Here is a 25,142-nt window from a genome sequence, read left to right on the forward strand (position 1 = left end):
TAATTAAAAAAGGCAGAAACAATTGATTTTGTTTCTGCCTTTTTTGTAGGTACGATGCTACATCGTACCGTTTAAGGTCTTAGGATATCCTAAATGTTTTGGAAAATGGTATACATTTTCCCTGCTTGTTAAAGTACCGGACATAAAAAGATACTTATCTCACTTTGAGTTCTGATAAAATTCGAGCTGCCTCAGCGATGTTATTTGAGGTAAACATTTTGCACCCGTAATCAATTGCTGTTTTATAGTTCTCAATATTGTCCGGAATACAAATGCAAGGAATAATATCGTTTTTTACACAGTAATCAAAATTCTCCTTAAACTCAATAGGATTGCGTCCAACTTCATTGGGATAGAGACAACACCAGTCAAAAAGCTCGGTTTCGTCAATTTCGGACAAGTCGCATGAACGTTTGCATTTGTATATGCCTTGTCCGTGAATTGGGAACTTGTTTCTGTACTTCTTATAGATATATTCTAGAACTTTTGCACTGAATGAATTCATCATAGATCTATCAACCATATCGTATTCATCAATCAGCTTAACAAGCTTATCCACAACTTCAAATGCAGTATCGGTATCAAAATCAGTCGGATAAACCTTAAATTCCCAGTTTACCATTATATTGGCATTTTTAATATACTCAAGAAATTCTCTTACAGTAGGTATTTTAGCTATAACAGGATTTTTAAAAGTACACCCTGCATCAAGGCTCCTGATTTCTAAAAGCGACATTTCATCAACATTTTTATCTATTCCTGTTGTGCGAAGTGCGCTTCTGTCGTGCATCAACACAAGTTCTCCATCTTTACTCATCCTGACGTCTGTTTCAATCATATCTACCCCAAGTCTGACTGCTGATTCAAAAGCCGGCATTGTATTTTCGGGATAATTAAATCTGTCCCCTCGATGTGCTGCTAAAATAATTCTTGAACCATTCATTTGTTTTCCTCCCTAATTACTGTTCTGCGTAATCTCATAAGTGTCAGCCTATTGCGTACAAGTGGTGAATATTCCAAAAGCAAATTGCATTTTTCTTCCTGTACATCAATATCGCCAAGATCAGATTTTACTCCAAGCACTTCGTATTTTTCAATTAACTCTTTGTATGTGGGAACAGTATCTATTATACTACGGATTTTATCCCATTTTTCCTCTATAAGCTTTGCAGTTATACCCAAAGCGCAGTCATTTGAATTTTCTGCAATTATAGCATCACTTAATTTTTCTCCAAACATATCTTTAACATAATCGGTGCCTGCCTTACGATAATCTTTCCATTTTAAATTGCTGTTTTTAATTTGATGATATTCCTTGCAAGCAATTAATGTACCTACACCAACTTTTTCTCCGTGTAATGCATCAGATTTTACAGCCAAGCCCTCTGGTTGCATTTCTATTAAGTGGGAAATGTGATGTTCTGCACCCGAAGCACAGCGTGAATTGCCAAGCATCTGCATTGCAAGTCCTGACATTAAAAGCCCATATGTAAGCTTTTCATAAGCAGTTATATCACCGACTTTTATTGCTCTTGCACTTTCTGTAACAGCTTTTGTTGCATCCATAGTTATATCGTGTATGGTCGCGCAAAAATATTCATTTGTCAATGTATGTGCTATTTTCCAATCTGCCAAAGCTATAAATTTTCCAATCATATCTCCAAAACCGGATTTTGTGAGAAACATCGGCGCTTTTGATATAATACCGAGGTCTGCTATAACAATTTTGGGGGCAACTGCTTCAAATGTCTTTTTAAAACCGTCCCATGTCATTGCGGCAACAGATGAACAAAATCCGTCAACGCTTGCGGCAGTTGGACAAGACACAAAAGGAACCCCTTTTTTATAAGCACAATAACGAGTTATGTCATGGATTGTCCCCGAACCAACAGCAAGCATATAATCGCAATTTTCCGGAATCTGTTCCAATGCCATAGCCACTCCATGATTGTCCGCGTGAAGATTTTCGGGGAGTAGGATAATTTCCTTATCCGCTGCCGGACGTACTCCTTTTGTAGCGTTGTATGTATTTATATCATATATAGCAACCGAAAACCCTTTTAGTCCGCATTTTTCAATATACTCATCAGCATTCACCAGACAACCGGATTCAATCACACAAAACTCTGTTTCCATTTTATGTTCATTCCCACAAGAACATTTACCGTTATATTTTTGACTGTCTATTATCATTATTTACACTCCTTCTGTCCATAATAAGCATTTTCTCCGTGTTTTCTGAGATAGTGTTTATCAAGAAGTTCTTTCTGGAATTTCATATCAGGTTTCATCATAATAGTATGCCATGCCATCATTGCTACCTCTTCCAAAATAATTGCGTTTTTCACAGAATCTTTCGCATCCTTTCCCCAGGTAAAAGGGCCGTGAGAATATACGAGAGCCCCAGGAATGCTGCAAATAGTTTCTTTGGTGAAAAGCTCTGCAATAACTTTACCGGTTTCAAGTTCATATTCCCCTGTTATCTCGGCGGCAGTCATCTTTCGGGTGCAAGGAACAGCCCCGTAAAAAGCATCGGCATGCGTTGTACCAAGCACCGGAATATCCATTCCGCATTGCGAAAAAATTGTTGCCCATCTTGAGTGGGTATGGGTGATTCCACCAATTTCGGGGAAACTTCTGTATAATTCTAAATGAGTGGGGGTATCAGAAGAAGGATTCCATTTACCTTCAACCACTTTCCCGGAAAGGTCAACTACAACCATATCATCGACATTCATGTTTTCATAATCCACGCCTGACGGCTTTATTACAACATAGCCGGTTTCTCTGTCAAGTTCCGAAACATTTCCCCAGGTTAGCGTAATTAGCTTTTTATTCTTCAAAGTAAGATTTGCTTTAAGCACTCTCTCTTTTATACTTTCCAACATTATATCACCTCATATTGACTTATTATTTTTTTATGGTATAATTATATAATATGATTGTTTGTTTTCAATATTTGGCGATAAACTAGAAAAACAATCATATAAAATTATAAAATGAGCAAAAAAGGTGTTAAAATGAGCACTTCAAAAAGACAAGAACAAATTCTTGAATTACTGAACAAAAATGGATTTATGACGGTAAAGAAACTTTCCCAATTAACATATACTTCCGAATCAAGTATTCGCCGTGATTTAACCAAACTGCAAAATATGTATTTTATCAAGCGCACACACGGAGGAGCTAATATATTAAATGCTAATCAGGTAGCTCCGCTTCAAAATCGCCTGTCACAGAATACCGCTGCAAAACGTAAAATCGCAAAAAAAGCCGAACATCTCATTTGTGATGGGCAGATTATCATGTTAGATGGTTCAAGCACTGCCGGTTTCTTAATTCCATACATTGCAAAGCATAAAGATATAACTCTTTTTACAAACAACATGATTACGGCTCTCAATGCCATAAACTATGGTATTAAAACACATTGTGTCGGTGGTGGCAGTGTAAATAACTCCGCCGTATTATCAGGACCTCAGAGCTACAGAGTGATTTCAGAAATTCATCCGGACATTTTGTTTTTCTCGTCTTATGCGCTGGATAAAAACGGAATTATTTCTGACCCTACAGAAGAAGAAAACTATCTTCGTTCTCTTATGCTGGAAAATACTAAACAAAGTGTTTTTTTATGTGACAGCGAAAAATTCAACAGAAAATCACTATATACACTCGCATCAATAAATGATATTGATATCGCCATATTTGATACAGTCTGGAAAGAATTAAATTCAAAATGTAAGATACTTTGAGAAGCGGTTCAATTTGTTTAAACAAAAAAGGAACAAGAATCAAAATTTGAATTCTTGTTCCTTCTTTTATAATATGAAATAACTGTCCCTAAGAACACTCCGCATATTCAAAGCCGATTTTTTTATTATTCTTCTCTCAGCTTTCCGAAGCGAATCGCGTAAAAGCTGTTTATTCCCTCGCAGGCTGTAAATCCGATATGAAGCTTTTCGGGCATTTCAAACGGAAGCGCTACGCTGAATTCACCTATTCCGCCTTTTATCATTCCCTTGTCAAATTCGGCGCGGATAGTGATTTTTTCATTCTCGGGCACTTTAAAATATGTTTTAGCCATTGCTTTTGATACCATTTTTCCGTCAGCGCCCCGGATATCCCATACGTTAAGTCCGTTTTTATAGCCGCAAAATTCATAGTGATGTCTGTATACGTTGAGCCCTTCGGCTGTTGTATCCCATTCATTGGTGAAAACCAGGCAGGGCGCGCCGAATACTTCGAACTTGCAATCCAATTCAACCCACAGGTTATCGGGCTTGAAGCCTTCCTTACTGATAACGCTGATGTACTCCCATGCATCGACAATTGCCTGTTCCTTGGGAAGCAGCTTATTCATAAGGCAGTCCTCCTTATGAATGAAATCCAGCGGAATATCCCATCCGCGCCTGTGAGTTATGCAATAATGCCAATCATCCTTGTTGAAGTGTTTTGCGTCAAGTAAAAACTCTTTCATCTGTATTACCTCTCATTTTAATTAATAACTTTAAGAATTACCGTCCTACGGTAACAAATACGCCCTCGCCATCGGGGATGGAAATTGTCACGTTTCCGTTTGCATCGGCTGTGTATATGTCAGAATAACCGTTTTCATATGCCGTAACGCACTCATTTTTCTCCACATTCAACGTTACATTCACGGTGCCGTTGTCATTTTTGTCAAACGGATCCCGGCAATTAACCAGCATAAGGGCTTTTGAATCACCATCCTTGGCGGTAAAACACCCCACAAGGCATCCCGCGTCACTTGTAACTTCAATTCCGTCGATACCGTCAAAGCCGTCACGTAACGCATTGCGTTCATTCTGGGCTGCAAACTGAGTCGTGATATTTGATGCGGTATTTGCGTTTTGTCCTACACCGTAAGTACCCAGATAGTCATATTCCATGAATACATCGCCCATGCGGTGTATTTCTTTGTTGGCACTCTGAGCATAGTAATAGGTCGGGTTCTTTTCGCCTTCGGTAGTAATACAGCTTGTGGAATCATCCCACCAGCCGGGAATGTAGCAGGCATGAATTATAAAATTGGTACCATATGCCATGCAAGTGTACATCTGCCACTCCAATTGCCGCGCCGTTATCGCCTTATTTTCTGTCCATGCACCCGTTTGTATTATCACCCACATATCTCTGTCATTATCACGGCATGCTGCCGCAACCTCGTCGAGATTCTGCAGATACTTCACGAAGCTTCCTTCGCTTCCCAGAGGGTAGTTATCAAAGCAGATATAGTCCACATCCACCTTTTCCACGAACTCATCCACATATTGCTTATATGTAAGAGTGCCAAGCTGAGACAGTGCGGTAGGGTCATCGGGATTATACAGCTTACCGTAATTCGGGTAAAGATTTACCAGAGGAAATGTTTTGCCCTCGGTAAGTCTTATATACTCCTGATATACAGCATTGATGCCCTCGTAGTCCAGTGCACTGGGCTCGTCGACGATATAATCCGAAACAATAATCTCGCTCTTGTTTGCCCCGGCAAGCTCCTGTGCAACATCTTCGGGGGAATGCAAATCGTCATACGTTCCTGCATTTTCACCGTTATCACCCCACCAGGAATGTAAACGCGAGCCGGGTATGAAAGCCATATTGTACTCTTCCAGAAGCCTGAGAAGCTCTTCGTCGGCGGAGCCTGACATCAGTACATCAACATCCATATCTGCAAGGTTACGTATATTCTGCGGAGTATAGAGATAGTCATTGTATCCGAAAGCACCGATAAGGAATTTTTCCCGGTCAAAGCGATGGGAATAGTTCGCTCCCACCACGCCCTTTATAACGCGCGAAAGTACCGTCGCGGTTTCGGCGCGGGTAAGAAGTCCGTACGGGTCAAACATTCCTTTATCCACGCCATTGACCAGTCCCGCACGGGAAATATATTCTATCGCCTCACGTTCCTCAACGGCACAATCGGATATATCTGCAAAAGTATCATAAAATCCGGGAGATTTCACATCAAAGCGGTAGCAGTCTATATAGTTATAAACCGCTGTCGCCATGTCCAAACGTGTCATTGGGGCTTCGGGCATAAATTCGTTTTGTGTAACACCTTCAATTATACCGTTATTTGCTGCCCACTGAATATAAGGAGCATAATACTCGTTTTCCGAAACATCCGAAAAAGCATTTTGGGTATACAAATCGGTGTCAATTCCGTGCATACGTCCCATCGCTGTCGCAAACATACCGCGGGTGACGGGCATATCGGGTGAAAATTCGCCCTCATCGGTACCGCACAGCACACCGCGCGATGCAGTATAGTTTATATTCTCCTCGCCCCAGTGTCCTGCAATATCATCAATGGAAACATTCACACCTCTGATGCTGTATTCACCGGGAAATTCTGCCACATAACGCACATATCCCGCCACATTGACATCGGAAAGCGCGACAACGTTTTCATTTCCGTCCTCATCCGAGTAAACCACAACATAGCTGTCACATTCACCTTCGGGAAGGGTAACATCAGCATCATAATCATAAATGCTGTAACCGTAATTCAGCTTTCCCGGCAAAATTGTCGTTTTATATTCATCCGTGCGACGCTCGTACAGCCTGTTAAAGTCCGCCAGGGATTCGTCGGCATTCAAAAAATCCTGCGCCTCTTTTTCCGTTTCAAAAAATCCGATTCTGGCGATTATAAAGCTGTCACCCACATCGTTCCAATTCAGAAGATCAAGCCTTGCCGAGGTTATTGTACCGCTCCAATTGTCACAGGATGACATATCAAAAATAAGATCACGATAAGTGCCGTCAGGATATATATACGCGGATACTGCCCTGTCCTGGCTGAAATTCGTGTCACCCTCGGTTTTAAAATAAAGATATGCGGAATACCTGGAATTGTTATTTACCGACGATGCATTATATCTCACTGCCGCATATTGGAAGGATGCATCGAATTTCTGCATTTTGTTATCATATTTCGACTTGAAATCTATTATAAGCTGTGCATCGCTCGTCGATGCATGGTAATTGGAAACTCCGAACGTTTCGTCCGCCTCTGCATTTTTAGTATACCAATAATGTGAGCCATCGCCGTCCTCGCCGAATATCCACTGCGGAGCCGGCTTTGAGCTGATCTCCGGGAGCTTCTGCTTATCCAGAAACTTCTGCGCTTCTTCACGTGTTTTAAACAGTCCTATACGTCCTATGTAAAAGTTATCGGGAACATCCGTTCCGCCGTTCTGAGGGTCAAGGCGAAGAATGGTAAGCAGCCCGTTCCAGTTTGCGTTTACCGTCATATCGACAATGTAGTCGTTCCATTCACCGCCGCTTTTGATATCGAACTTTACAAATTTCGTGTCCGAAAGCTTAACATCCTTGCTTGTGGCAAAGAATACCAGGCCATGGTTTAAAGAGGTATCCGTGCACATGTTGAAAGCCACATATTTATATTCCGAGCAGGAATATCCCCCGGGGATATTCTCATTGACCATTATCGGGTCGTTGCCGTAATTCCTGAACAGCATTACATTCTCGAACGGTTTTGCCGAAGCATTGATATAATCCCATTTACTGAAATTCTTTTCGTCGTCAAATGTCCAGTATAGTCCGTCTATTGCCTCGTCAGCCTCACCGCCCAGAAAAGCCTCTGCCGCCTCAACGGTCTTAAAAACACCCAGGCGTTCCAGCATCAGCTGTGCATCGACAAGAGTATGATCGTTTTGCAGGTCATGGCGAAGCATATTCAGCTCGCCCTTCCAATTCGCATTGGACGACATGTCGATTATGTAGTTATTCCACTGTCCGTCAGCAATCAATCTGTACGAAACATGATTGTCATTAGTAAGTGTGGAATTGGTATCGGTGGTAAAAAACAGCGCACCGTTCTGATGAGTTGTATCGGTCTTGAACCTGAATGCCACATACTTGTATTCCGAGCAATTCACTCTCTCACCTGAAGAAAGGACTCTTTTTATATTAGGATCCGTGCTTGTGGCATTCATGCTGAGAACACCGTCTTCACATGAAACTTCACAACCGTTGGCAGTCCATTTTTCCACTTCGCCCGGCTTGTTGAATACCCACTGCGGTTCAAAGCATGGACACACCTGCTCATCGAGAAAGCTTTGCGCTTCGGCTTTTGAGTTAAAGACGCCTATTCGTCCCACGTATGCCTGCGTTCCGACAGGCAGTGTGCCGTTTACAGGGTCAAGACGTAAGGCTGTCAGCGTTCCCTCCCACAAGCCGTGAGAGTATTCCGACATATCAATAATATAGTCATGCCATTTGCCGTCACCCGTTATACCGAATTCGGAATACTCCGGCCCCTTAGGTCCCGGATTCACCGATGTTCCGAAGAATATGCCGCCGGCTTTCATTTCAGTCACGGTTCTGATGTTGAATGCCACATACTTATACTCCGAGCAGTCAACCTTTTCCTCTGCCGTAAGCTTTTTTGTCATCCAGAAATCATTGGTACCGGCAGTAAGCAGAAGAACATTTTCATACATCTCACTACTGCAACCTTCAAAAGCCCAGCCGGCAGTTTTATCGGCACTGTCAAAAACCCACTGTGGAGATGCCGATACAAATAGTGAGAATACAGCCGCAAAAAATGCGAACATTAAAAGCAGTTTGATTTTTTTCATAACAGACCTCATGATTTGCTTCTATCGAAATTCACGTGCATATATCATTATAATTATATCACAAAACAGATGTCAAATCAATACAGATGCACATTTTGCGTCGATATTGTGATGTGTGCACATATGTAAACAGCCGATTTTGGACATATTGAATAATGTTTTTCGTGTTTAAAAATTTATTGTTAAATAAATATTGACTTTTTTCGACATTCATTATATAATAACGTAAAGAATTTTTTTGAGAGGTAACATATGTCAATAACATCCGCCAATCAAAAGAGAAAGCGTCGACGCGGAGACCGTGCTGACGGAAGACTTTTACGTACCGTTTCCCCCATGTCTCTGGTAGCGCTGTATATCATGAAAGAACGCAACGATGCCTCCAACATGTACACCGAAGCGCTTGAAATCAAGGAAATGGAAAAATACATAATGCAAAAGCGCAAAGACGGCATGAAGGGTCTGGGCATACTTCATGTTGTAATAGCGGCGTACATACGCACAGTAGCAAAATATCCCGGTATAAACCGCTTCATTTCAGGTCAGCGCATATATGCACGCAACAATGTGCAAACAATGCTGACCATAAAAAAAGTGCTTGATGTCAACGCTCCCGACACTGTTATAAAGCTCACCTTCCAGCCCAATGCCGACATCAACACGGTTTATAACGCTTTCACGCAAGAAATAGCAAAAAACAAAGACATGTCGGAAGAAAGTGATTTTGACAAAACCGCCGCAATACTTATGAAGCTTCCTCGTCTGATTCTGCGCTTTGTGGTGGGATTTCTCAAATTTCTGGATTATTTCGGCATGCTTCCGAAGTTTCTTATGGAGGTCAGTCCGTTCCACGGTTCATTCTTCATAACCTCCATGGGCTCTCTTGGTATTCCGGCCATATTCCATCACCTGTATAACTTCGGAAACGTTCCGATATTCTGTTCCTTCGGTGCCAAAAGAACCGATTATGCAACGGGGCCGCTTGGTCTTCCGATCGAAAAGAAGTTTGTTGATTTCAGTTATGTGCTGGACGAGCGCATATGCGACGGTCACTATTATGCCACTGCCTTTAAGTACATGCGTGAAATACTGAAAAATCCGTCGGTTCTGGATCAAGCGCCGGAAATCGTAAACGAAGACATTGAGTGATTCTCTTTCATCTTCGTTTTTGGTGCAAAACTCACATATGAAGTACCTTATTTTTGTGATAATACACCATTGATTTTTTCATTTTTTTAAGTTATAATACTAAGCAATAACAAAAAGCGTTGATTGGGAATAGTTCTTTAAGTCGCGGCATTATGTCCTTTGCCGACGTTCGGCCCGGAGTTCTATCGACATTTAACAATCCACAGAGAGTCGCCGGTTGGTGAGAGGCGCGGATAAAGTACTTGTCGGATACATCCCAAAAGCTCCGTTTTGAAAGGTTCGGACATACCGAGTAGGCAACGGCGGGTTCTCCCGTTACAGTGATAGAGTATCTTGGGGTACTTGATGAGGTCGGTCATTGTGAAATGCCGATAAATTGAGGTGGTAACACGGTATATCCGTCCTCTGTGCAAAAAGCGCAGAGGACTTTTTTATTACCGTTATTCCTCGGCGTTAAAGAAAGGATGATTGAAATGGTAATAAAAATTGTTCTTTTGGTAGTGTTTTTTGCAGCAATGATTGCAGTTGGACTGTACTGCCATAAAAAATCCACAGATGTCAACGGATTTGTGCTGGGCGGGCGCTCAGTCGGTCCTTGGCTTACCGCATTTGCATACGGCACAAGCTATTTTTCCGCCGTCATCTTTGTCGGATACGCAGGTCAGTTCGGCTGGAAATTCGGCATAGCTTCCACCTGGATAGGGCTGGGAAATGCATTTCTCGGTTCGTTATTGGCATGGGTAGTTCTGGGACGCAGAACAAGGCTCCAGACACAGCACCTTTCCACCGCAACCATGCCCGAATATTTCGGGAAAAGATATCAGAGCGATGCCTTGAAAATAGTCGCTTCGATAATTGTATTCATTTTTCTTATCCCCTACACCGCTTCGCTTTACAACGGTCTTTCGAGACTTTTTGAAATGGCGTTCCCCGGAATTTCATACAGCACCTGCGTTATCGTTATGGCTGTACTGACCGGTGTGTACGTAACTGCCGGCGGATATATGGCTACCGCCATTAACGATTTTATTCAGGGAATAATCATGATAGGGGGTATTATTGCTGTAATTGCCACAGTGCTGAACGGTCACGGCGGATTTTCCGCATCACTTGCTGCGCTTGCCAATGTACCCTCCGCAACTCCTGCAGGCGAAGCGTTACCCGGCGGATTTGCTTCATTCTTCGGACCGGACCCTGTAAACCTTTTATGCGTTGTTGTTCTTACTTCACTGGGTACATGGGGACTTCCTCAGATGGTACAGAAATTCTACGCCATCAAAAATGAAAAAGCTATCGCCAAGGGTACTGTCATTTCTACAATATTTGCAGTTATTGTGGCAGGCGGATGTTATTTTCTGGGCGGCTTCGGCAGAATTTCGGGGCTTGACTACACCGCCGCAACACCACAAGGCGGCTTTGATGCCATAATCCCAAAAATGCTTGAAAATTTGCCCGATCTGCTCATCGGGGTAGTAATAATACTGGTACTTTCTGCATCCATGTCAACGCTTTCTTCACTGGTTCTGGCTTCCAGCTCCACTCTGACCCTCGACATGATAAAGGGCCATATGATAAAGAAGATGAGTGAAAAGAAACAGGTTCTTATAATGAGAATACTCATTACAGTGTTTATCGCAATTTCCGCTTTCATCGCCATCAACAAGGATAAATTGGGATATATCGCCGACATGATGGGAATTTCCTGGGGTGCACTGGCAGGTGCTTTCCTTGCACCATTCCTGTATGGTCTGTACGGAAAATGGGTGTCCCGCGCTTCCGTTTGGGCAAGCTTCATTTTCGGCTCCGGAATAATGGTACTCAATATGTTCTTCAGAGCAAGCTTCCCGCCTTTCCTGCAGTCTCCGATAAACTGCGGTGCTCTCGCCATGGTAGGAGGACTGATAATAGTCCCCATAGTCAGCATGTTTACGCCCAAGCAAAACAAGGAAACTGTCGATGCCATGTTTACATGCTATGACCTGGAGGTAACCACAAAAAGCGTAAATTCCCTTACAGAAATATGATATGATATTCAACGCAAACAGCAGCCGATATAATAATCGGCTGCTGTTTTTTACAGATAGTTTTTCATTTTTGTGACGGTGTTTTCTTCAAATTTCACAACGTCACGCCCCAGAGTATCTATGGCTTCGCTCTGTGCTCCGTACTCACGCAAACGGCGTGTCATATCAATGACCCCCATAGTTGCACCGTTTATCATCATTTCGGCTATATGTGACGAAGATGGGTCTTTCATGGAATTGAGCTTTGCCATGGTTTCTGTCATTGCCTTTTTGAAGATATTGTTATCCTTCGCACTCTCGCCCTCATTTGCCAGAAGCTCCTCTGCGCGCCGAGCCAAAGCACCGTATTCTCTGAGCTGCACAAATAAATCGCCACGCATATTTTCATCCTTAACATCCGGAAGAATGGCATTTACACTGTCCGTGCCCATCTGAACATTGCGAAATATACAATTAAGCATTTCTGTATTGGTAAGCATATAAAAATCACTCCTTACGGTATTAGTATATCCGTAAGGAGTGATTTTATTACCAACGATTAATATCCGTAACCCTGAACAGAGTAGAATGACATGTTGGTCTGACGTACATCAAGTCTGCCGAATACAGCAACAACGGGAATATTGCTGTGTACTACAAGTGCATACTGACCGTAAGGAATCTGGAACTCCTGATCACAGATTTTTTTGTCAAGTCTGAGACATTTTACTCTTTCGGCACCCACAGTACATGTGAGACCCTTGATGGGATCGCGATCGTCAAAAAGAATATCGATAGTTATCTTGGCATCCTCTTTGTTGACATTGGTTATCATAAGCGACTCATGACCGGGAAAATCCGGATTGTCACCCTTCGGGGGAAGTTCGCCGTCTGCGAATACCCAGTTAAGCTTTCCGTTTTCGTTGTTCATGTGTTTATCCTCCTGAATATATTTATTTGTTTTAACAGGTTGCGCGAAGCACAAGCGAAGGCTCAAGCACTATTCTCTGCTTGGGAAGAGTTTTATTCTCATCAATTCGCATCATTACAAGATTGGCGGCAAGTCTGCCTATTTCCCTTTCGGGCTGAATTATGGATGTAATGCCGGGATTTATAAGTCCGGTCGGGTCATGTATATCAAACCCCATCACAGCTATATTATCCGGAATTTTGAGTCCGGCATCGCCTATTGCCTTTATAGCTCCGTAGGTCAGCTTTCCGGATGCACTGATAATAGCGGTCATTTTGTTAATGCGGGTATCAAGAAGATGTTTCATACATCTATATCCGCCCTCTTCGGTGAAATCGCTGATTTCAATAAGCGATTGATCGATTTCTATATTGTGCTTTAAAAGCGCTCTTTTATAGCCGACCAGACGTTCAAATCCCGTAGTTTCCCCCATTTTTCCCGTAATTATCGCTATATGCTTGTGTCCCTGGGAAATAAGCCGTTCGGTCGCCATGTAACCTGCCTTGGAATTATCACAGATAACACAGTCATAGCTGATTTCGGACTGAGGGTAGTTATCTATAAAAACTATGGGAAAATCGCTGCTTATAAGCTTTTTCAGACGTGAAGACTTTTCGCTTACGGTAGCCATGATAATGCCGTCCACATTTCCGTTGCACAAAAAATCAATATATTCATCTTCACGCCCGGGGTCTTCACCGGTTATGCAAAGCATGAGAGAATATCCGTTATCGGTGAGCACCCTGTCAACCGCTGAAGTGATATTTGCAAAAAACAGCTCGGAAATATCCGGCAGAACAAGAGCAACCGCACGCACATCACGGCGTCTGGAATACCTTTGCGCCGCATTCGGATTGTAGCCCATTCGCTTGGCAGTCTGGGCTATTTCGACACGCAGTTCTTCGCTGACATATCCCTTTCCGGTAATAGCGCGGGAAACAGTGGAAACAGAAACATTAAGCGCCTGCGCTATATCCTTAAGTGTTGTCATAACGTCATCTCCATTTCGATATACTGACGTAAGTATACCACAAATAAAAAAAACATGCAATATAATGTGAGAACGTTCTCACATTTTTTCATAAAAGAACTGCAAAAAATCAGACATGATTTTTTGCAGTTCCAAAAGTTATTCTTGTATCATTTCTAGATATTCCTCAAGGCAAACTCCCTTTTCAAAGATTTCCTTTGCCGCTTCCTTGCCTACATAGCGATAATGCCACGGTTCGTAAATAATACCCGTTATATCACTCTTGTCCGAGGGATAACGCAGTATCCAACCGTATTTATACGAATTTTCCATCAGCCACTTTTGTTCTGCGGTATTCTCCTGTTTTTCGTCCAGCACCTGATAGTTTATCGAAACTATATCCACTGCAAGACCAAGCTGATGCTCGCTTGTTCCGGGTATTGCAACCGCCGTTCCCGCCTCGGCAACCGCATCGTCGTACTCATAGCCTCTGTCGAGATAACGGTTAACCTGATTGGTAAACAGACTCACCTGCTTTTGTTGTGTACGGAAGGATGAGCATATGATGGGAGAAAGTCCCTCTGCACGGGCATCATCCATCATTTGCTGAAGATCAGGGTATGCTCTTTCGTCCACCGAATGACCGTTACTGAGCTGTGTACGTTTTACCTCAAAATCCGACGGAAGCTTATTCCAAGGGTTCACCAGCACAAGATTCCACGGCTCCATGGATGTTACCGGAATATTATCCGCGGGGTCTCCGCCTGCCGGATATGTAAGTCGCGGAGGTTTTTGCTCCGGAACCTTTTCAGGCTCTTTCTGCGGTGCACTTATTTCCGGAACAGACGGCGACGGCTCCTCGGAATGAGAGGGGAGCTGAGGAGCATTGTCCGGCGCATTTTCGTCCGCTTCATTATCCTTCGGTTGCTCGGGAATTTGAACGTCAGTGTCATTTCCATCAGCATTTGAGCCGTTTATCTGTGCGTCATTTTCTTTGTCAATCGGTTCGACAGTACTGAAAATACTGCTAACGGCAAAAATTATTCCGATAAGCAGTGCAACACAGATAAGCACCAGCAAAACGCCTGTTGATTTAACTTTTTTACATTTCTTACTCATTTTTATCTCCTCTGATTAAAAACGAAACATCATATCGATATAAACCTCGGGATTGTAAAGGAACAGCACCACATCGGGCTGATATTCATTTATATAGTCTGAAAGACTTCTGCTCATGGGGAAATAACGCAGGTCGATCATTACGGTTTCAGAAGTGCAAGGTGCCATAAAGCAAGCATACGGCATGGCGAATGAGTCTTTGATCATAAGCACCTTTTTGCCGTCGGGATTAAGCTCATTTTTTATTATCAGTTCTCCCCTGTCCACCGTCAGATAGGCAGCGTGCTTATTCGCCGAAACATCATCGGAAGAAAGTATTTCCTCATCGATAAACGCCTCACGAAAGTCGCCCTGACTTACAGGCTTATCGGGAGAGGTTATTGTATCAAGAGTGATAAACGATGTGTTGAACTTGGGCAAAAGTAAGGTGTAATCATCAACACCCACATAAAAGCGTCCGACACGTCTGCCCTGTGCACCCAAAAATGACTGCGGGTATTCCTCGGCGGTGTAGTTGGAAATATCGGTATATATTCCCTGCGGGTCAAGGTCTATATTGTAGTTCTGCTTTATTTTTTCCACTGTTTCCTTAAAGCCCCAGAATGCGGTTTCAGTAGTCCAGTGATGGTCGGTAACATAAAACAGCTGTGTTTTGTCAAGAGCATCATTCTCCAGCTCACTGCGCAGGTCGAGATAATCCACCTTGCCATCGATAAGGGAAAGGAATTCGTCCGCGTTATCGTTGGAATAGTTATCAAAATGTCCCGGAAGCTTTGTATAGTCCTTAAGTTTCTTATTCGGTGCCTGAACGTAAAGTATGGGAGCGTCTATGGAATTCTGCAGACCGATAATTCTGTCGGCATACTTTCCGGTATCCACGCGGGGTTCTACAAAATGTAAAAGCCCGTGATTGTCCTTTACAACCGTTTCCGAAACATCCTCATTGACTACCGACAGTGTAACCCTCTGAGCAACAGAGTAAATATCTATAAAGAAAAGTCTGTTCCAGAGGTTTTCCGTAAAGGAATCCACTTCGGTCTGCTTGGTGAAGGACTCGTGAAGCTTATCATAGGTTTTTGTAAAACCATCGGCATATTTGAACGGTGTTACAATGCTCTTGTAAATATGCCCCGCACGGTTTGCAAATGTCGTTGCTCCGAAAAGGAATATAATTATCAGAAAAATCACAGCGCAGATGAGTTCGGGGGTTATTTTAATCTTTTTCATCTGTGCCTCCTAAAAGTTGAAGTAAATAAACGGATTGTAACTGCCTTTGACGATATATGCTGCAGCAGTCAGGAACAGTACGGTCACAGCAACGGGGTACACCGCGCTCTTGATTACCGACAGCGCCTTATTCTTACTGCAAAGCCGGTTAATTACCGGTGCAACCGGCATGGAGAACACAACCGCAAGTAAAAATATCACTATTTTATCGCGGAAATATCCGTTAAACATATCATCCGTAATTACGGGATTACAGAACATTGACTGCAGATAATTACCGAATTCGCCAAGACTGTTCACACGGAACACAACCCAACCGATAAGAACTATAAAAAGGGTGAGCACATGGCTGAACGCACGCATGTAAACGGGCTTTTTCTTAATATTTTTAATATAATCGCCAAAGCACATTTTTTCGATTACAAGTACAACAAAGTAATAAAGTCCCCATACTATAAATGTCCAGTTTGCGCCATGCCATACACCTGTAAGAAACCATACAACAAACAGATTGAAAACATGTCTCATTTTGCTCTCAACACGCGAGCCGCCCAGCGGAAAGTAAACATAGTCGCGGAACCATGTTCCCAGAGATATATGCCATCTGCGCCAGAATTCGGTGGCACTGGTTGAAATGTACGGATAATCAAAGTTCTCTTCAAATTTGAAGCCGAACATCTGTCCCAGACCGATGGCCATATCGGAATATCCCGAAAAGTCAAAATAAATCTGGAAAGCATATGCAAAAGCACCCATCCATGCAGTTGCAAGCGCCATTTCGGTTGTGCCGAACACTGCATCTGCAATTATTGCCATATTATTGGCAATAAGCACCTTTTTGCCCAGACCCACAATAAAACGGCACACACCCTTTGAGAAATCGTCAATCGTTTCTACACGGTGATTTATCTGATATGCAACCGTTTCGTATCTTACAATGGGACCGGCAATGAGCTGAGGGAAAAATGTGATGTAAAGACCTACATTGAGCGGATTTTTCTGTGCTTCGCCGTTTTGACGGTACACATCAATAACATAAGAAAGTGCCTGGAAGGTGAAGAAGGAAATACCTATGGGCAATGCTATATCCGGCACCGGTATTGCACTTTTGAACAGTGCATTTACATTTGTCAATGTAAATACAAGATACTTGCCCACAAAAATTATGGCAAGATTGAAAATACAGGACAGAGTTATTATAAAATACGCTGCTTTTTTATTCTCACGGTATTTATCCACAAGAAGACCAAACGCCCAGTTCATGATTATTGAGCCCATGAGAACAAACACGAAATACCTCTCTCCCCAGCCATAGAAAAACAGGCTGACAACAAGCAGAAGTATGTTTCTCGGTGTAATATTTTTGATGTGACGGAAAATACCATAATACAATAACAGTACTATTGGCAAAAAGAAGAACAAAAACGGATTAGAGGAAAATAACATAAATTAAATTGCCTTTCTTTTATCAGTATTCAAATAATTCAAAATCATCGGTTCTGAACGGGTGCAGCGGCATACCGTCGCCGTTAAAAACAGTACCCACAAAGTAATCGCTGTAACAATAACGCACAGCACACGGTTCTTTCACCTCTTTGCTCCAAACAACAAGACGGTCATTTTCGGCATAACAGTGCGCACGATGGAAAATTCTGTCCTGTCCGCAAACAAAAATATACGGATTGGCATAGGAGCAAAACAGGCCCTCACCATTTTCAAAGGTCACATACGCCCTGCCGTCAGCAAATTCTACCGACTTATAAGACGGACTTTCGGAGAAATTGTTCCTTTTATAGGTATTTTTAAGTACACTGGATGCAAGTCTGTCGGCAACGACCTTTTTGTTGGTGGGATGTATGCTGAAGCCGTCGTCGTTGCTCTGGGCGGAAACAATATAGCTGTTTTCAAGCCTTGCGGCGTTCATCTGAAGCTCTCTCATGTACGCCCATGTATAGTTTTCTTCATCCCTTGAATCGTCCCATGCAGTTTTATAAGGAGCTAATTCAACAGCATAAAACGGCAGTTCAGGACATTTGAAGCCTTCGCGCCAGCACTGCATAAGAACGGCATATTTTTCATCGTAGCCGTCGCGGTGGCAGTTATGCTTAAGATTCATGCGGTTGGCATTACTTTCGCCCTGATACCACAAAACTCCCTTAAGCGAAAAAGGCATAATACGCGAAACCATCGCCTCATAAAGTATTCCGGGGACAGTACTGTTAAAACGTCCGTACGGCTCGGCACAGTTCTCACTGTCGCCCCAGGGGTACAGCTCTGCTGCACGCAGTCCCAGTTTTTTCACATCGCAGATGCTGTCTCCTCTGATATTTTTGTTATAATATGTTCTCCGCTCCATGTGCTTTTCATATGTTTTCACATACTCTTCATCGTTCACGCCGGCCAGTGAATTATCATGAATCTTTACTACGGGCTGTATAGATGGTGTTTTACGGCAAAGGCTTTCTTCAATGTACGGTTCTATCTGAGTTCCGCCCCAGTTACAGCTTATAATGCCGACTGCAACGCCCGTTTCTTTTTTTATTTTTCTTGCAAAGTGAAAGCCTATGGCTGAAAAATACTGTGCGCTTTCGGTGTCGCATATCTGCCACGGGGTGTCCTCGTTATCTGAATAATAAAAATGCCAGTTGGGATATGCTTTGTCACGCTGCGTTCTCCTGGGAACAGTAAAAAATCTGATATTCTCATTGCGGCAATTCTCTGCATATTCCGTACCGTTATCGGTACGGCACAACGGTTGCTCCATGTTTGACTGACCGCCGCAAAGCCACACATCACCGGACATAATGTTAGTAAGAACCGTTTTTTTCGCTGTTTGCATCAACCTTTATCTCAAATGGGCCGCCTGCACTCAAGGATTCAAATTCCAGTTCCCATTTTTCATCCTTTGTATTGTCAAGCTCTTTAGTCACACCGCAAAGCTCAATTTTAATATGCCCTTTTCCGTAACCGAAAATACGTATGGGCATATCCCGCTGAATGACCATATCAGAGGTGAATATCTCTGCAAGCCTCATACAAATGCTCCTTTTTCAGAAAATCGGCTGTACCCTATGTGGACACAGCCGACCGTAAATTATTTTTTATCCTTCATAAGAAGCTTTACTTCTTCCATAAATGTATCTATATCCTTGAACTGGCGGTACACTGACGCAAAGCGCACATATGCCACCTGATCGATACCTTTGAGCTTATCCATTACCAATTCGCCGATATACTCACTGCTGACCTCGGAATTGAGGGTCGCGGTAAGAGCACTTTCTATTTCATCCACTGCCCTTTCGATAACATCTGCTGAAACCGGACGCTTCTCACAGGCACGGCGTATTCCGCCAACCAGCTTGTTACGGTCGAAGGGCTGACGCGAATTATCCTTTTTTACAACCATCATCGGAATGGTTTCTATGCGTTCATATGTAGTAAATCTCTTTTTGCATTCAAGACATTCGCGGCGGCGGCGTATAGTAGAGCCTTCATCCGCAGGTCTGGAATCCAGCACCTTGCTTTCAAGGCACTGACACACGGGACATTTCATACGTTTTCTCCTTATGAATACTTTTTAACTATGCTGCACATTTGGTCAAACTTCTTTTCCATGTCCTTCGCAAGAGCTATCTGGTTGCGGGCACGTTCAAGATTATGATTTTCATGATGTATTCTGAAATACTTATCGCCCTCAATATGGTCCTTAAGGAATCTGGAAGCCAGCTCAATGGAAATAATAAGCGCTCCCCAAGCCATATTTTCAAGCTCCACCTCGCCAAAGAAGCCCTTCAGCTCACCGATAAAGCCCTTTGTAAAGTTTTCATACAGCTCCATATTAAGAGAAACTTTGGAAAGGTCTTTTTCATCCTCCGCGGCAGTATTGCAGGCGAAACGAACCGCATCGCCGAAATCCAGCACCGAAAGCCCGGGCATTATGGTGTCGAGGTCAATCACGCACAAAGGCTCGCCGGTAGTATCGTCCACGAGCACGTTATTGCACTTGGTGTCATTATGGGTTACTCTCAACGGAAGCTTTCCTTCATCCAGAAGCTTCTGAAGGCGGCACGCCGTAGCTCTGTGCTGACGGAAGAACTCAATTTCCTCCTGTATATCCTTGCATCTGCCAAGCGGGTCTTTTTCGACAGCATCGAAGAAATCGTCCATACGCTTGGGAGTATTGTGAAAATCCGGAATTGTAATTCTCAGCTCATGTGCAGGGAAATCCGAAAGAAGCTGTTGGAATTTTCCGAACGCCAAGCCTGCATTATATATTATTTTGGGGTCATCGGAAATGTCATAGCTCGCGGAATCATGCACAAAAGTATATGCGCGCCAGAAATTTCCGCTGTCATCGGAATAATAGTTCTTACCGTCGGCGGTAGTGAGAAAATCCAACACCTTGCGGTAGCTGCTGATTCCGTAATCGTCATATTTCTTTTTAATGTGCTTTGTGACAGCACCTATATTTTCCATAACCTGCGTGGGATTTTTAAAAACATAAGTATTTATCGCCTGAACCACATAAACCTTGAAACTGTTATCATCGTCCTCGACCGTTATACGGAAGGTACAGTTTATGTGACCGTTTTTCAGTTGCTCGGTTACAACCCTTTTTCCGTTAACCATAAATTTGCCAAGCACCGCGTCCAGACTCTTTTCAAGCAATTCTGTATCCATGATTTCGTTCCTTTCGAGAGTTTTATGCATGGTTTCATTTTATTCTACCACATACGACAGAATAATGAAACAACCTGTTATTAACAATTTGTATTTAATATGTAAACAATAGTTCATATGAATGCAAAATGTTATTTACATTTTATGCTGTACAGTCGCAAAACGACACTATAATCGTTGTGAGTTTTGTTATCATATTGAAAAATGAACATATATTTTTTGACAATAGATTAATAAATGACGTAATTTTTGTAAATTATAACCTTATTTTAACAAAAGACTGGTTTTTTTTATCAATTTGTGTTATAATTTCCCATGTGCGAGCCGTGAAAAACACACGGTTCGTATATTTTGTCTATTATAAAATTTATATCATATACTAGGAGGACTCAAAATGAGCAAAAAGTATTGTTACCTCTTCTCCGAGGGCAACGCAAAGATGCGCGAACTCCTCGGCGGTAAGGGTGCTAACCTTGCCGAAATGACCTCTCTCGGTCTGCCTGTACCTCAGGGCTTCACCATTTCTACCGAAGCCTGCACCCAGTACTACGAGGACGGCCGCAAGATCAACGATGAGATCATGGCTGAAATCTACACCTACATTGAAAAAATGGAAGAAGTTACCGGCAAAAAGTTCGGTGACAAGGAAAATCCTCTTCTCGTTTCCGTTCGTTCCGGTGCGCGCGCTTCCATGCCCGGTATGATGGATACCATTCTTAACCTGGGTCTTAACGAAGAAGTTGTTGAGGTTATGTCCGCTAAGTCCGGCAACCCCAGATGGGCTTATGACTGCTACAGAAGATTTATCCAGATGTACTCCGACGTTGTTATGGAAGTCGGCAAAAAGTACTTCGAAGAGCTCATCGACAAGATGAAGGAAGAAAAGGGTGTTAAGCTTGACGTTGAGCTTTCCGCCGAAGACCTCAAGGAACTTGCAAATCAGTTCAAGGCTGAATACAAGGCAAAGATTGGTTCCGACTTCCCCACCGACCCCAAGGAACAGCTCATCGGCGCAGTTAAAGCCGTATTCCGTTCTTGGGACAACCCCCGTGCAAACGTTTACCGCCGCGATAACGACATTCCCTACAGCTGGGGTACTGCCGTTAACGTACAGATGATGGCATTCGGTAACATGGGCGAAAACTGCGGTACCGGTGTTGCATTTACCCGTGACCCCGCTACCGGTGAAAAGAAGCTTATGGGTGAGTTCCTCACCAACGCACAGGGTGAAGACGTTGTTGCAGGTGTTCGTACACCTATGCCCATTGCTGAAATGGCTAACAAATTCCCTGCTGCATTCAAGCAGTTCCAGGAAGTTTGCAAGAACCTTGAAAACCACTACCGTGACATGCAGGATATGGAGTTCACCATCGAAAACGAAAAGCTCTATATGCTCCAGACCCGTAACGGTAAGAGAACCGCTCAGGCAGCTCTCAAAATTGCTTGTGACCTCGTTGACGAGGGCATGATCGATGAGAAGCAGGCAGTTCTCATGATAGATCCCAGAAACCTCGACACCCTTCTCCATCCCCAGTTTGATGCAAAGGCTCTTAAGGCTGCTACTCCAATCGGACAGGGTCTTGGCGCTTCTCCCGGAGCTGCATGCGGTCAGGTAGTATTCACTGCTGAAGATGCTGAAGCTTGGAAGGCAGCAGGCAAGAAGGTAGTTCTCGTTCGTCTTGAGACCTCTCCCGAAGATATCACCGGTATGAAGGCTTCTCAGGGTATCCTCACCGTTCGTGGCGGTATGACCTCTCACGCAGCAGTTGTTGCACGTGGTATGGGTACCTGCTGTGTATCCGGTTGCGGCGAAATCGTAATGGACGAAGAAAACAAGAAGTTCACTCTTGGCGGTAAGACCTATGTTGAAGGTGACATCATCTCCATCGACGGTTCTACCGGTAAGATTTACGGCGAAGCTATTCCTACCGTTGACGCTACCATCGGTGGCGACTTCGGCAGAATCATGGCTTGGGCTGATAAATACCGCGTACTGCAGGTTCGCACCAATGCTGATACTCCTACCGACGCTAAGAAGGCTCGTGAGCTGGGCGCTGAAGGTATCGGTCTGTGCCGTACCGAGCACATGTTCTTCGAGGCTGAAAGAATTGCAGCTATCCGTGAAATGATCTGCTCCGACACCGTTGAAGGCCGCGAAGCAGCTCTGGCTAAGATTCTTCCCATGCAGCAGGGCGACTTTGAAAAGCTTTACGAAGCTCTTGAAGGATGCCCCGTTACCATCCGTTACCTCGATCCCCCGCTTCACGAATTCGTTCCTACCGATGAAAAGGATATCGAAGCTCTTGCTAAGACAACCGGAAAGACCGTTGCTCAGGTTAAGGCTATCATCGCAGGTCTCCACGAGTTCAACCCCATGATGGGTCACCGCGGATGCCGTCTGGCTGTTACCTACCCCGAAATCGCTGTTATGCAGACCCGCGCAGTAATCCGTGCGGCTATCAATGTTCAGAAGGCTCATGCTGACTGGAACATCGTTCCCGAAATCATGATTCCTCTGGTAGGCGAAATCAAAGAGCTTGCTTATGTTAAGTCCGTTGTTGTTAAGACTGCTGATGAAGAAATCGCAGCAGCAGGTTCTTCCATGAAGTACAAGGTTGGTACCATGATCGAAATTCCTCGTGCAGCAGTTACCGCTGACGAAATTGCAAAAGAAGCAGAATTCTTCAGCTTCGGTACAAACGACCTTACCCAGATGACCTTCGGCTTCTCCCGTGACGACGCAGGTAAGTTCCTCAATGCTTACTACGACACCAAGATTTATGAGAACGATCCCTTTGCAAAACTCGACCAGAACGGTGTTGGTAAGCTGGTTAAGATGGCTGCAACCCTCGGACGCGAAACCCGCCCCGATATCAAGCTTGGTATCTGCGGCGAGCACGGTGGCGACCCCTCCAGCGTAGAGTTCTGCCACAACATCGGTCTGACCTATGTTTCCTGCTCTCCTTTCCGTGTACCGATTGCAAGACTTTCTGCAGCTCAGGCTGCAATCAAGTCCGCGAAATAATCGGATTTACAAAAACGAAATCGACCTTGCAGAAGCAATTCTGCAAGGTCTTTTTTTGGAATTATCCGTTACCTATTGACATATACTCGCGATTATGCTATACTTTGCTCACAATAAAAACTGTTACGGGGAATCAAAATGAAAAAACTGATATACTTATTTGTAACTATGTGCATTTTACTTACCATCACGGGATGTGCAAAAACAAAAACGTTGCATTGCGACTACTGCAATAAGGATGTCAAAGTCAAAGAAAGCTCCAACATGGAAGAAAACTGGATTATTTATTGTTCCGAGTGCAACAATGAATTGTTCGGGGACCATCCGCTTTTGGGGAACAACTGAAAAATCATAACTATTTGAAACGTCTTATTAAAAAGTAACCCTGCGGAAGAAACTCCGCAGGGTTACTTTTTGATATTTTCGGCATCTGTTTTGCTCATCCCCCCGAAAGTATCATCATCGGGGTTAACCAAGAATTTTTTATATTTTCACTGCAGTAATCCGTTTACAATGTCATGTGTCATTTTGCTGACAAGGCGGCAGAAGTTTTCAAAAATGCTTTCCGAAAATTTATCGGGAAAATTCAATTCCAGCGAAAAAACGCCGTCAAAGTTTATTTCTTTCAAAGCGGCCATAACATCCGTCCAATCAGTCATACCAAGTCCCGGGAAAATATGCTGATCGGCACCACCATAGTTATCATGTATATGAAGCACCTTTATTGCGTCACCGCATTTTCTTATTTCATCGCCAACCTTCATAAAGCGTGAAAATGCCGTGACATGTCCCGTATCAAAGCACATTTTGACGTTTTCTCTGTCAACCGCCTTTACCACTTCCAGAATCTCCTCCGGAGTACTGATTGAAAATCCGAGACAGGGCATATTTTCAAGGCAAAGTGTAACACCGTGCTCTTTTGCATAATCACTTAAGCTTCTCAGGTATTCCACGTTTTTGTTAAAGTTATCCTCCGCCATAGGCTTACCTCTGCCCTCCCAGCCGTTCGGCATAAACGGATGGACTACCAAGAATTCACACCCGAGTATAGGGCAGGACTCAATTGAAACTTTTATATCATTTATAATACCTACTCTTTCCTCTTCACTGAGCGGTCGGCTCAACGAAAGGCAAGGAGCATGTGCCTGATGTATATAAAGTTCCGCTTCTTCCACCAGTGCCTTTTCATGCAGGAGAAACTTTTTTCTTGTTTCTGCATCAGACTTGTAAAACGAGGTGTAAAATTTGCCGGGAATGCCGAAGTCCACAGCGGAGAAACCGAATTCCCTCATTTTCTTAAAACTGTTTTCACCCCAGTATTTCGCAAAACCGGAATCACCAAAGCTGTTACATGCAAGACCTAAAAGCATACTAA

General features: G+C 43.4%; 21 protein-coding genes. 5 read left to right on the plus strand and 16 right to left on the minus strand.

What is annotated here, in order from left to right:
• Positions 1–154: 154 nt before the first annotated feature.
• The 3 genes from E7588_03790 to E7588_03800 are packed head-to-tail and all read right to left on the minus strand — an operon-like array spanning position 155 to position 2,888.
• Positions 155–943 carry a hypothetical protein gene (locus E7588_03790; protein MBE6688386.1) on the minus strand — a complete coding sequence of 263 codons (789 nt, stop codon included), beginning with the start codon at positions 941–943 and terminating at the stop codon, positions 155–157.
• Positions 940–2,193: a sn-glycerol-1-phosphate dehydrogenase gene (locus E7588_03795; protein ID MBE6688387.1), complete on the minus strand. Its 1,254-nt coding sequence runs from the start codon at positions 2,191–2,193 to the stop codon at positions 940–942. The genes E7588_03790 and E7588_03795 overlap by 4 nt, the downstream gene beginning before the upstream one ends.
• On the minus strand, positions 2,193–2,888 hold the full coding sequence (locus E7588_03800; protein ID MBE6688388.1) for an L-ribulose-5-phosphate 4-epimerase: 696 nt from the start codon (positions 2,886–2,888) through the stop codon (positions 2,193–2,195). The genes E7588_03795 and E7588_03800 overlap by 1 nt, the downstream gene beginning before the upstream one ends.
• A gap of 111 nt (positions 2,889–2,999) precedes the next feature.
• On the opposite strand from E7588_03800, the gene E7588_03805 reads away from it, so the two are divergent.
• Positions 3,000–3,752 (plus strand): DeoR/GlpR transcriptional regulator, encoded by a 753-nt coding sequence (locus tag E7588_03805; protein MBE6688389.1) that lies wholly within the window; start codon positions 3,000–3,002, stop codon positions 3,750–3,752.
• Between the two features lie 125 nt (positions 3,753–3,877).
• On the opposite strand, the gene E7588_03810 is transcribed toward E7588_03805, so the two are convergent.
• Both E7588_03810 and E7588_03815 read right to left on the minus strand, forming a co-directional pair.
• Positions 3,878–4,477 (minus strand): hypothetical protein, encoded by a 600-nt coding sequence (locus E7588_03810; GenBank protein MBE6688390.1) that lies wholly within the window; start codon positions 4,475–4,477, stop codon positions 3,878–3,880.
• 37 nt (positions 4,478–4,514) lie between these two features.
• Positions 4,515–8,636, minus strand: a complete 4,122-nt coding sequence (locus tag E7588_03815; GenBank protein MBE6688391.1) for an S-layer homology domain-containing protein — start codon at positions 8,634–8,636, stop codon at positions 4,515–4,517.
• Positions 8,637–8,876: 240 nt separating this feature from the next.
• On the opposite strand from E7588_03815, the gene E7588_03820 reads away from it, so the two are divergent.
• Both E7588_03820 and E7588_03825 read left to right on the plus strand, forming a co-directional pair.
• Positions 8,877–9,773: a hypothetical protein gene (locus E7588_03820; GenBank protein ID MBE6688392.1), complete on the plus strand. Its 897-nt coding sequence runs from the start codon at positions 8,877–8,879 to the stop codon at positions 9,771–9,773.
• 473 nt (positions 9,774–10,246) lie between these two features.
• On the plus strand, positions 10,247–11,797 hold the full coding sequence (locus tag E7588_03825) for a sodium:solute symporter family protein (GenBank protein MBE6688393.1): 1,551 nt from the start codon (positions 10,247–10,249) through the stop codon (positions 11,795–11,797).
• 50 nt (positions 11,798–11,847) lie between these two features.
• On the opposite strand, the gene E7588_03830 is transcribed toward E7588_03825, so the two are convergent.
• From E7588_03830 to E7588_03875, 10 genes are all read right to left on the minus strand, one after another.
• Positions 11,848–12,276: a hypothetical protein gene (locus tag E7588_03830; protein ID MBE6688394.1), complete on the minus strand. Its 429-nt coding sequence runs from the start codon at positions 12,274–12,276 to the stop codon at positions 11,848–11,850.
• A 59-nt stretch (positions 12,277–12,335) separates the two neighbouring features.
• The gene (locus E7588_03835) at positions 12,336–12,707 is read right to left on the minus strand and encodes a sensory rhodopsin transducer (protein ID MBE6688395.1); all 372 of its coding nucleotides are present in this window, start codon (positions 12,705–12,707) and stop codon (positions 12,336–12,338) included.
• A 31-nt stretch (positions 12,708–12,738) separates the two neighbouring features.
• Entirely contained in the window at positions 12,739–13,737 is a 999-nt protein-coding gene (locus tag E7588_03840; GenBank protein ID MBE6688396.1) for a LacI family transcriptional regulator, read from the minus strand.
• 138 nt (positions 13,738–13,875) lie between these two features.
• Positions 13,876–14,445: a D-alanyl-D-alanine carboxypeptidase family protein gene (locus tag E7588_03845; GenBank protein ID MBE6688397.1), complete on the minus strand. Its 570-nt coding sequence runs from the start codon at positions 14,443–14,445 to the stop codon at positions 13,876–13,878.
• A gap of 405 nt (positions 14,446–14,850) precedes the next feature.
• Positions 14,851–16,062: a hypothetical protein gene (locus tag E7588_03850; protein ID MBE6688398.1), complete on the minus strand. Its 1,212-nt coding sequence runs from the start codon at positions 16,060–16,062 to the stop codon at positions 14,851–14,853.
• 9 nt (positions 16,063–16,071) lie between these two features.
• Positions 16,072–17,508, minus strand: a complete 1,437-nt coding sequence (locus E7588_03855; GenBank protein MBE6688399.1) for an MBOAT family protein — start codon at positions 17,506–17,508, stop codon at positions 16,072–16,074.
• 22 nt (positions 17,509–17,530) lie between these two features.
• Positions 17,531–18,901: a sialate O-acetylesterase gene (locus tag E7588_03860; GenBank protein ID MBE6688400.1), complete on the minus strand. Its 1,371-nt coding sequence runs from the start codon at positions 18,899–18,901 to the stop codon at positions 17,531–17,533.
• Positions 18,870–19,097, minus strand: coding sequence for a hypothetical protein (locus E7588_03865; protein MBE6688401.1), 228 nt, complete (start codon positions 19,095–19,097; stop codon positions 18,870–18,872). Before E7588_03865 ends, E7588_03860 begins: the two co-directional genes overlap by 32 nt.
• A 59-nt stretch (positions 19,098–19,156) precedes the next feature.
• Positions 19,157–19,615, minus strand: coding sequence for a transcriptional regulator NrdR (gene nrdR / locus E7588_03870; protein ID MBE6688402.1), 459 nt, complete (start codon positions 19,613–19,615; stop codon positions 19,157–19,159).
• Positions 19,616–19,626: 11 nt separating this feature from the next.
• A complete protein-coding gene (locus E7588_03875) occupies positions 19,627–20,772 on the minus strand; it encodes an aminoglycoside phosphotransferase family protein (GenBank protein MBE6688403.1) in 1,146 nt (381 codons plus the stop codon).
• A gap of 364 nt (positions 20,773–21,136) precedes the next feature.
• On the opposite strand from E7588_03875, the gene E7588_03880 reads away from it, so the two are divergent.
• Both E7588_03880 and E7588_03885 read left to right on the plus strand, forming a co-directional pair.
• Positions 21,137–23,767 carry a pyruvate, phosphate dikinase gene (locus E7588_03880; protein MBE6688404.1) on the plus strand — a complete coding sequence of 877 codons (2,631 nt, stop codon included), beginning with the start codon at positions 21,137–21,139 and terminating at the stop codon, positions 23,765–23,767.
• A 138-nt stretch (positions 23,768–23,905) separates the two neighbouring features.
• The gene (locus tag E7588_03885) at positions 23,906–24,112 is read left to right on the plus strand and encodes a hypothetical protein (GenBank protein ID MBE6688405.1); all 207 of its coding nucleotides are present in this window, start codon (positions 23,906–23,908) and stop codon (positions 24,110–24,112) included.
• 146 nt (positions 24,113–24,258) lie between these two features.
• On the opposite strand, the gene E7588_03890 is transcribed toward E7588_03885, so the two are convergent.
• Positions 24,259–25,137, minus strand: a complete 879-nt coding sequence (locus tag E7588_03890; GenBank protein ID MBE6688406.1) for a sugar phosphate isomerase/epimerase — start codon at positions 25,135–25,137, stop codon at positions 24,259–24,261.
• Positions 25,138–25,142: the final 5 nt, after the last annotated feature.

It is taken from the genome of Oscillospiraceae bacterium, from assembly GCA_015065085.1.
Classification (GTDB): domain Bacteria; phylum Bacillota; class Clostridia; order Oscillospirales; family SIG627; genus SIG627.

Bases quoted from the DNA above. Each gene is read 5' to 3' on its own strand.
- E7588_03790 (MBE6688386.1), bottom strand. From the start codon at position 943: ATGAATGGTTCAAGAATTATTTTAGCAGCACATCGAGGGGACAGATTT.
- E7588_03795 (MBE6688387.1), bottom strand. From the start codon at position 2,193: ATGATAATAGACAGTCAAAAATATAACGGTAAATGTTCTTGTGGGAAT.
- E7588_03800 (MBE6688388.1), bottom strand. From the start codon at position 2,888: ATGTTGGAAAGTATAAAAGAGAGAGTGCTTAAAGCAAATCTTACTTTG.
- E7588_03805 (MBE6688389.1), top strand. From the start codon at position 3,000: ATGAGCAAAAAAGGTGTTAAAATGAGCACTTCAAAAAGACAAGAACAA.
- E7588_03810 (MBE6688390.1), bottom strand. From the start codon at position 4,477: ATGAAAGAGTTTTTACTTGACGCAAAACACTTCAACAAGGATGATTGG.
- E7588_03815 (MBE6688391.1), bottom strand. From the start codon at position 8,636: ATGAGGTCTGTTATGAAAAAAATCAAACTGCTTTTAATGTTCGCATTT.
- E7588_03820 (MBE6688392.1), top strand. From the start codon at position 8,877: ATGTCAATAACATCCGCCAATCAAAAGAGAAAGCGTCGACGCGGAGAC.
- E7588_03825 (MBE6688393.1), top strand. From the start codon at position 10,247: ATGGTAATAAAAATTGTTCTTTTGGTAGTGTTTTTTGCAGCAATGATT.
- E7588_03830 (MBE6688394.1), bottom strand. From the start codon at position 12,276: ATGCTTACCAATACAGAAATGCTTAATTGTATATTTCGCAATGTTCAG.
- E7588_03835 (MBE6688395.1), bottom strand. From the start codon at position 12,707: ATGAACAACGAAAACGGAAAGCTTAACTGGGTATTCGCAGACGGCGAA.
- E7588_03840 (MBE6688396.1), bottom strand. From the start codon at position 13,737: ATGACAACACTTAAGGATATAGCGCAGGCGCTTAATGTTTCTGTTTCC.
- E7588_03845 (MBE6688397.1), bottom strand. From the start codon at position 14,445: ATGGAGCCGTGGAATCTTGTGCTGGTGAACCCTTGGAATAAGCTTCCG.
- E7588_03850 (MBE6688398.1), bottom strand. From the start codon at position 16,062: ATGAAAAAGATTAAAATAACCCCCGAACTCATCTGCGCTGTGATTTTT.
- E7588_03855 (MBE6688399.1), bottom strand. From the start codon at position 17,508: ATGTTATTTTCCTCTAATCCGTTTTTGTTCTTCTTTTTGCCAATAGTA.
- E7588_03860 (MBE6688400.1), bottom strand. From the start codon at position 18,901: ATGCAAACAGCGAAAAAAACGGTTCTTACTAACATTATGTCCGGTGAT.
- E7588_03865 (MBE6688401.1), bottom strand. From the start codon at position 19,097: ATGAGGCTTGCAGAGATATTCACCTCTGATATGGTCATTCAGCGGGAT.
- nrdR (MBE6688402.1), bottom strand. From the start codon at position 19,615: ATGAAATGTCCCGTGTGTCAGTGCCTTGAAAGCAAGGTGCTGGATTCC.
- E7588_03875 (MBE6688403.1), bottom strand. From the start codon at position 20,772: ATGCATAAAACTCTCGAAAGGAACGAAATCATGGATACAGAATTGCTT.
- E7588_03880 (MBE6688404.1), top strand. From the start codon at position 21,137: ATGAGCAAAAAGTATTGTTACCTCTTCTCCGAGGGCAACGCAAAGATG.
- E7588_03885 (MBE6688405.1), top strand. From the start codon at position 23,906: ATGAAAAAACTGATATACTTATTTGTAACTATGTGCATTTTACTTACC.
- E7588_03890 (MBE6688406.1), bottom strand. From the start codon at position 25,137: ATGCTTTTAGGTCTTGCATGTAACAGCTTTGGTGATTCCGGTTTTGCG.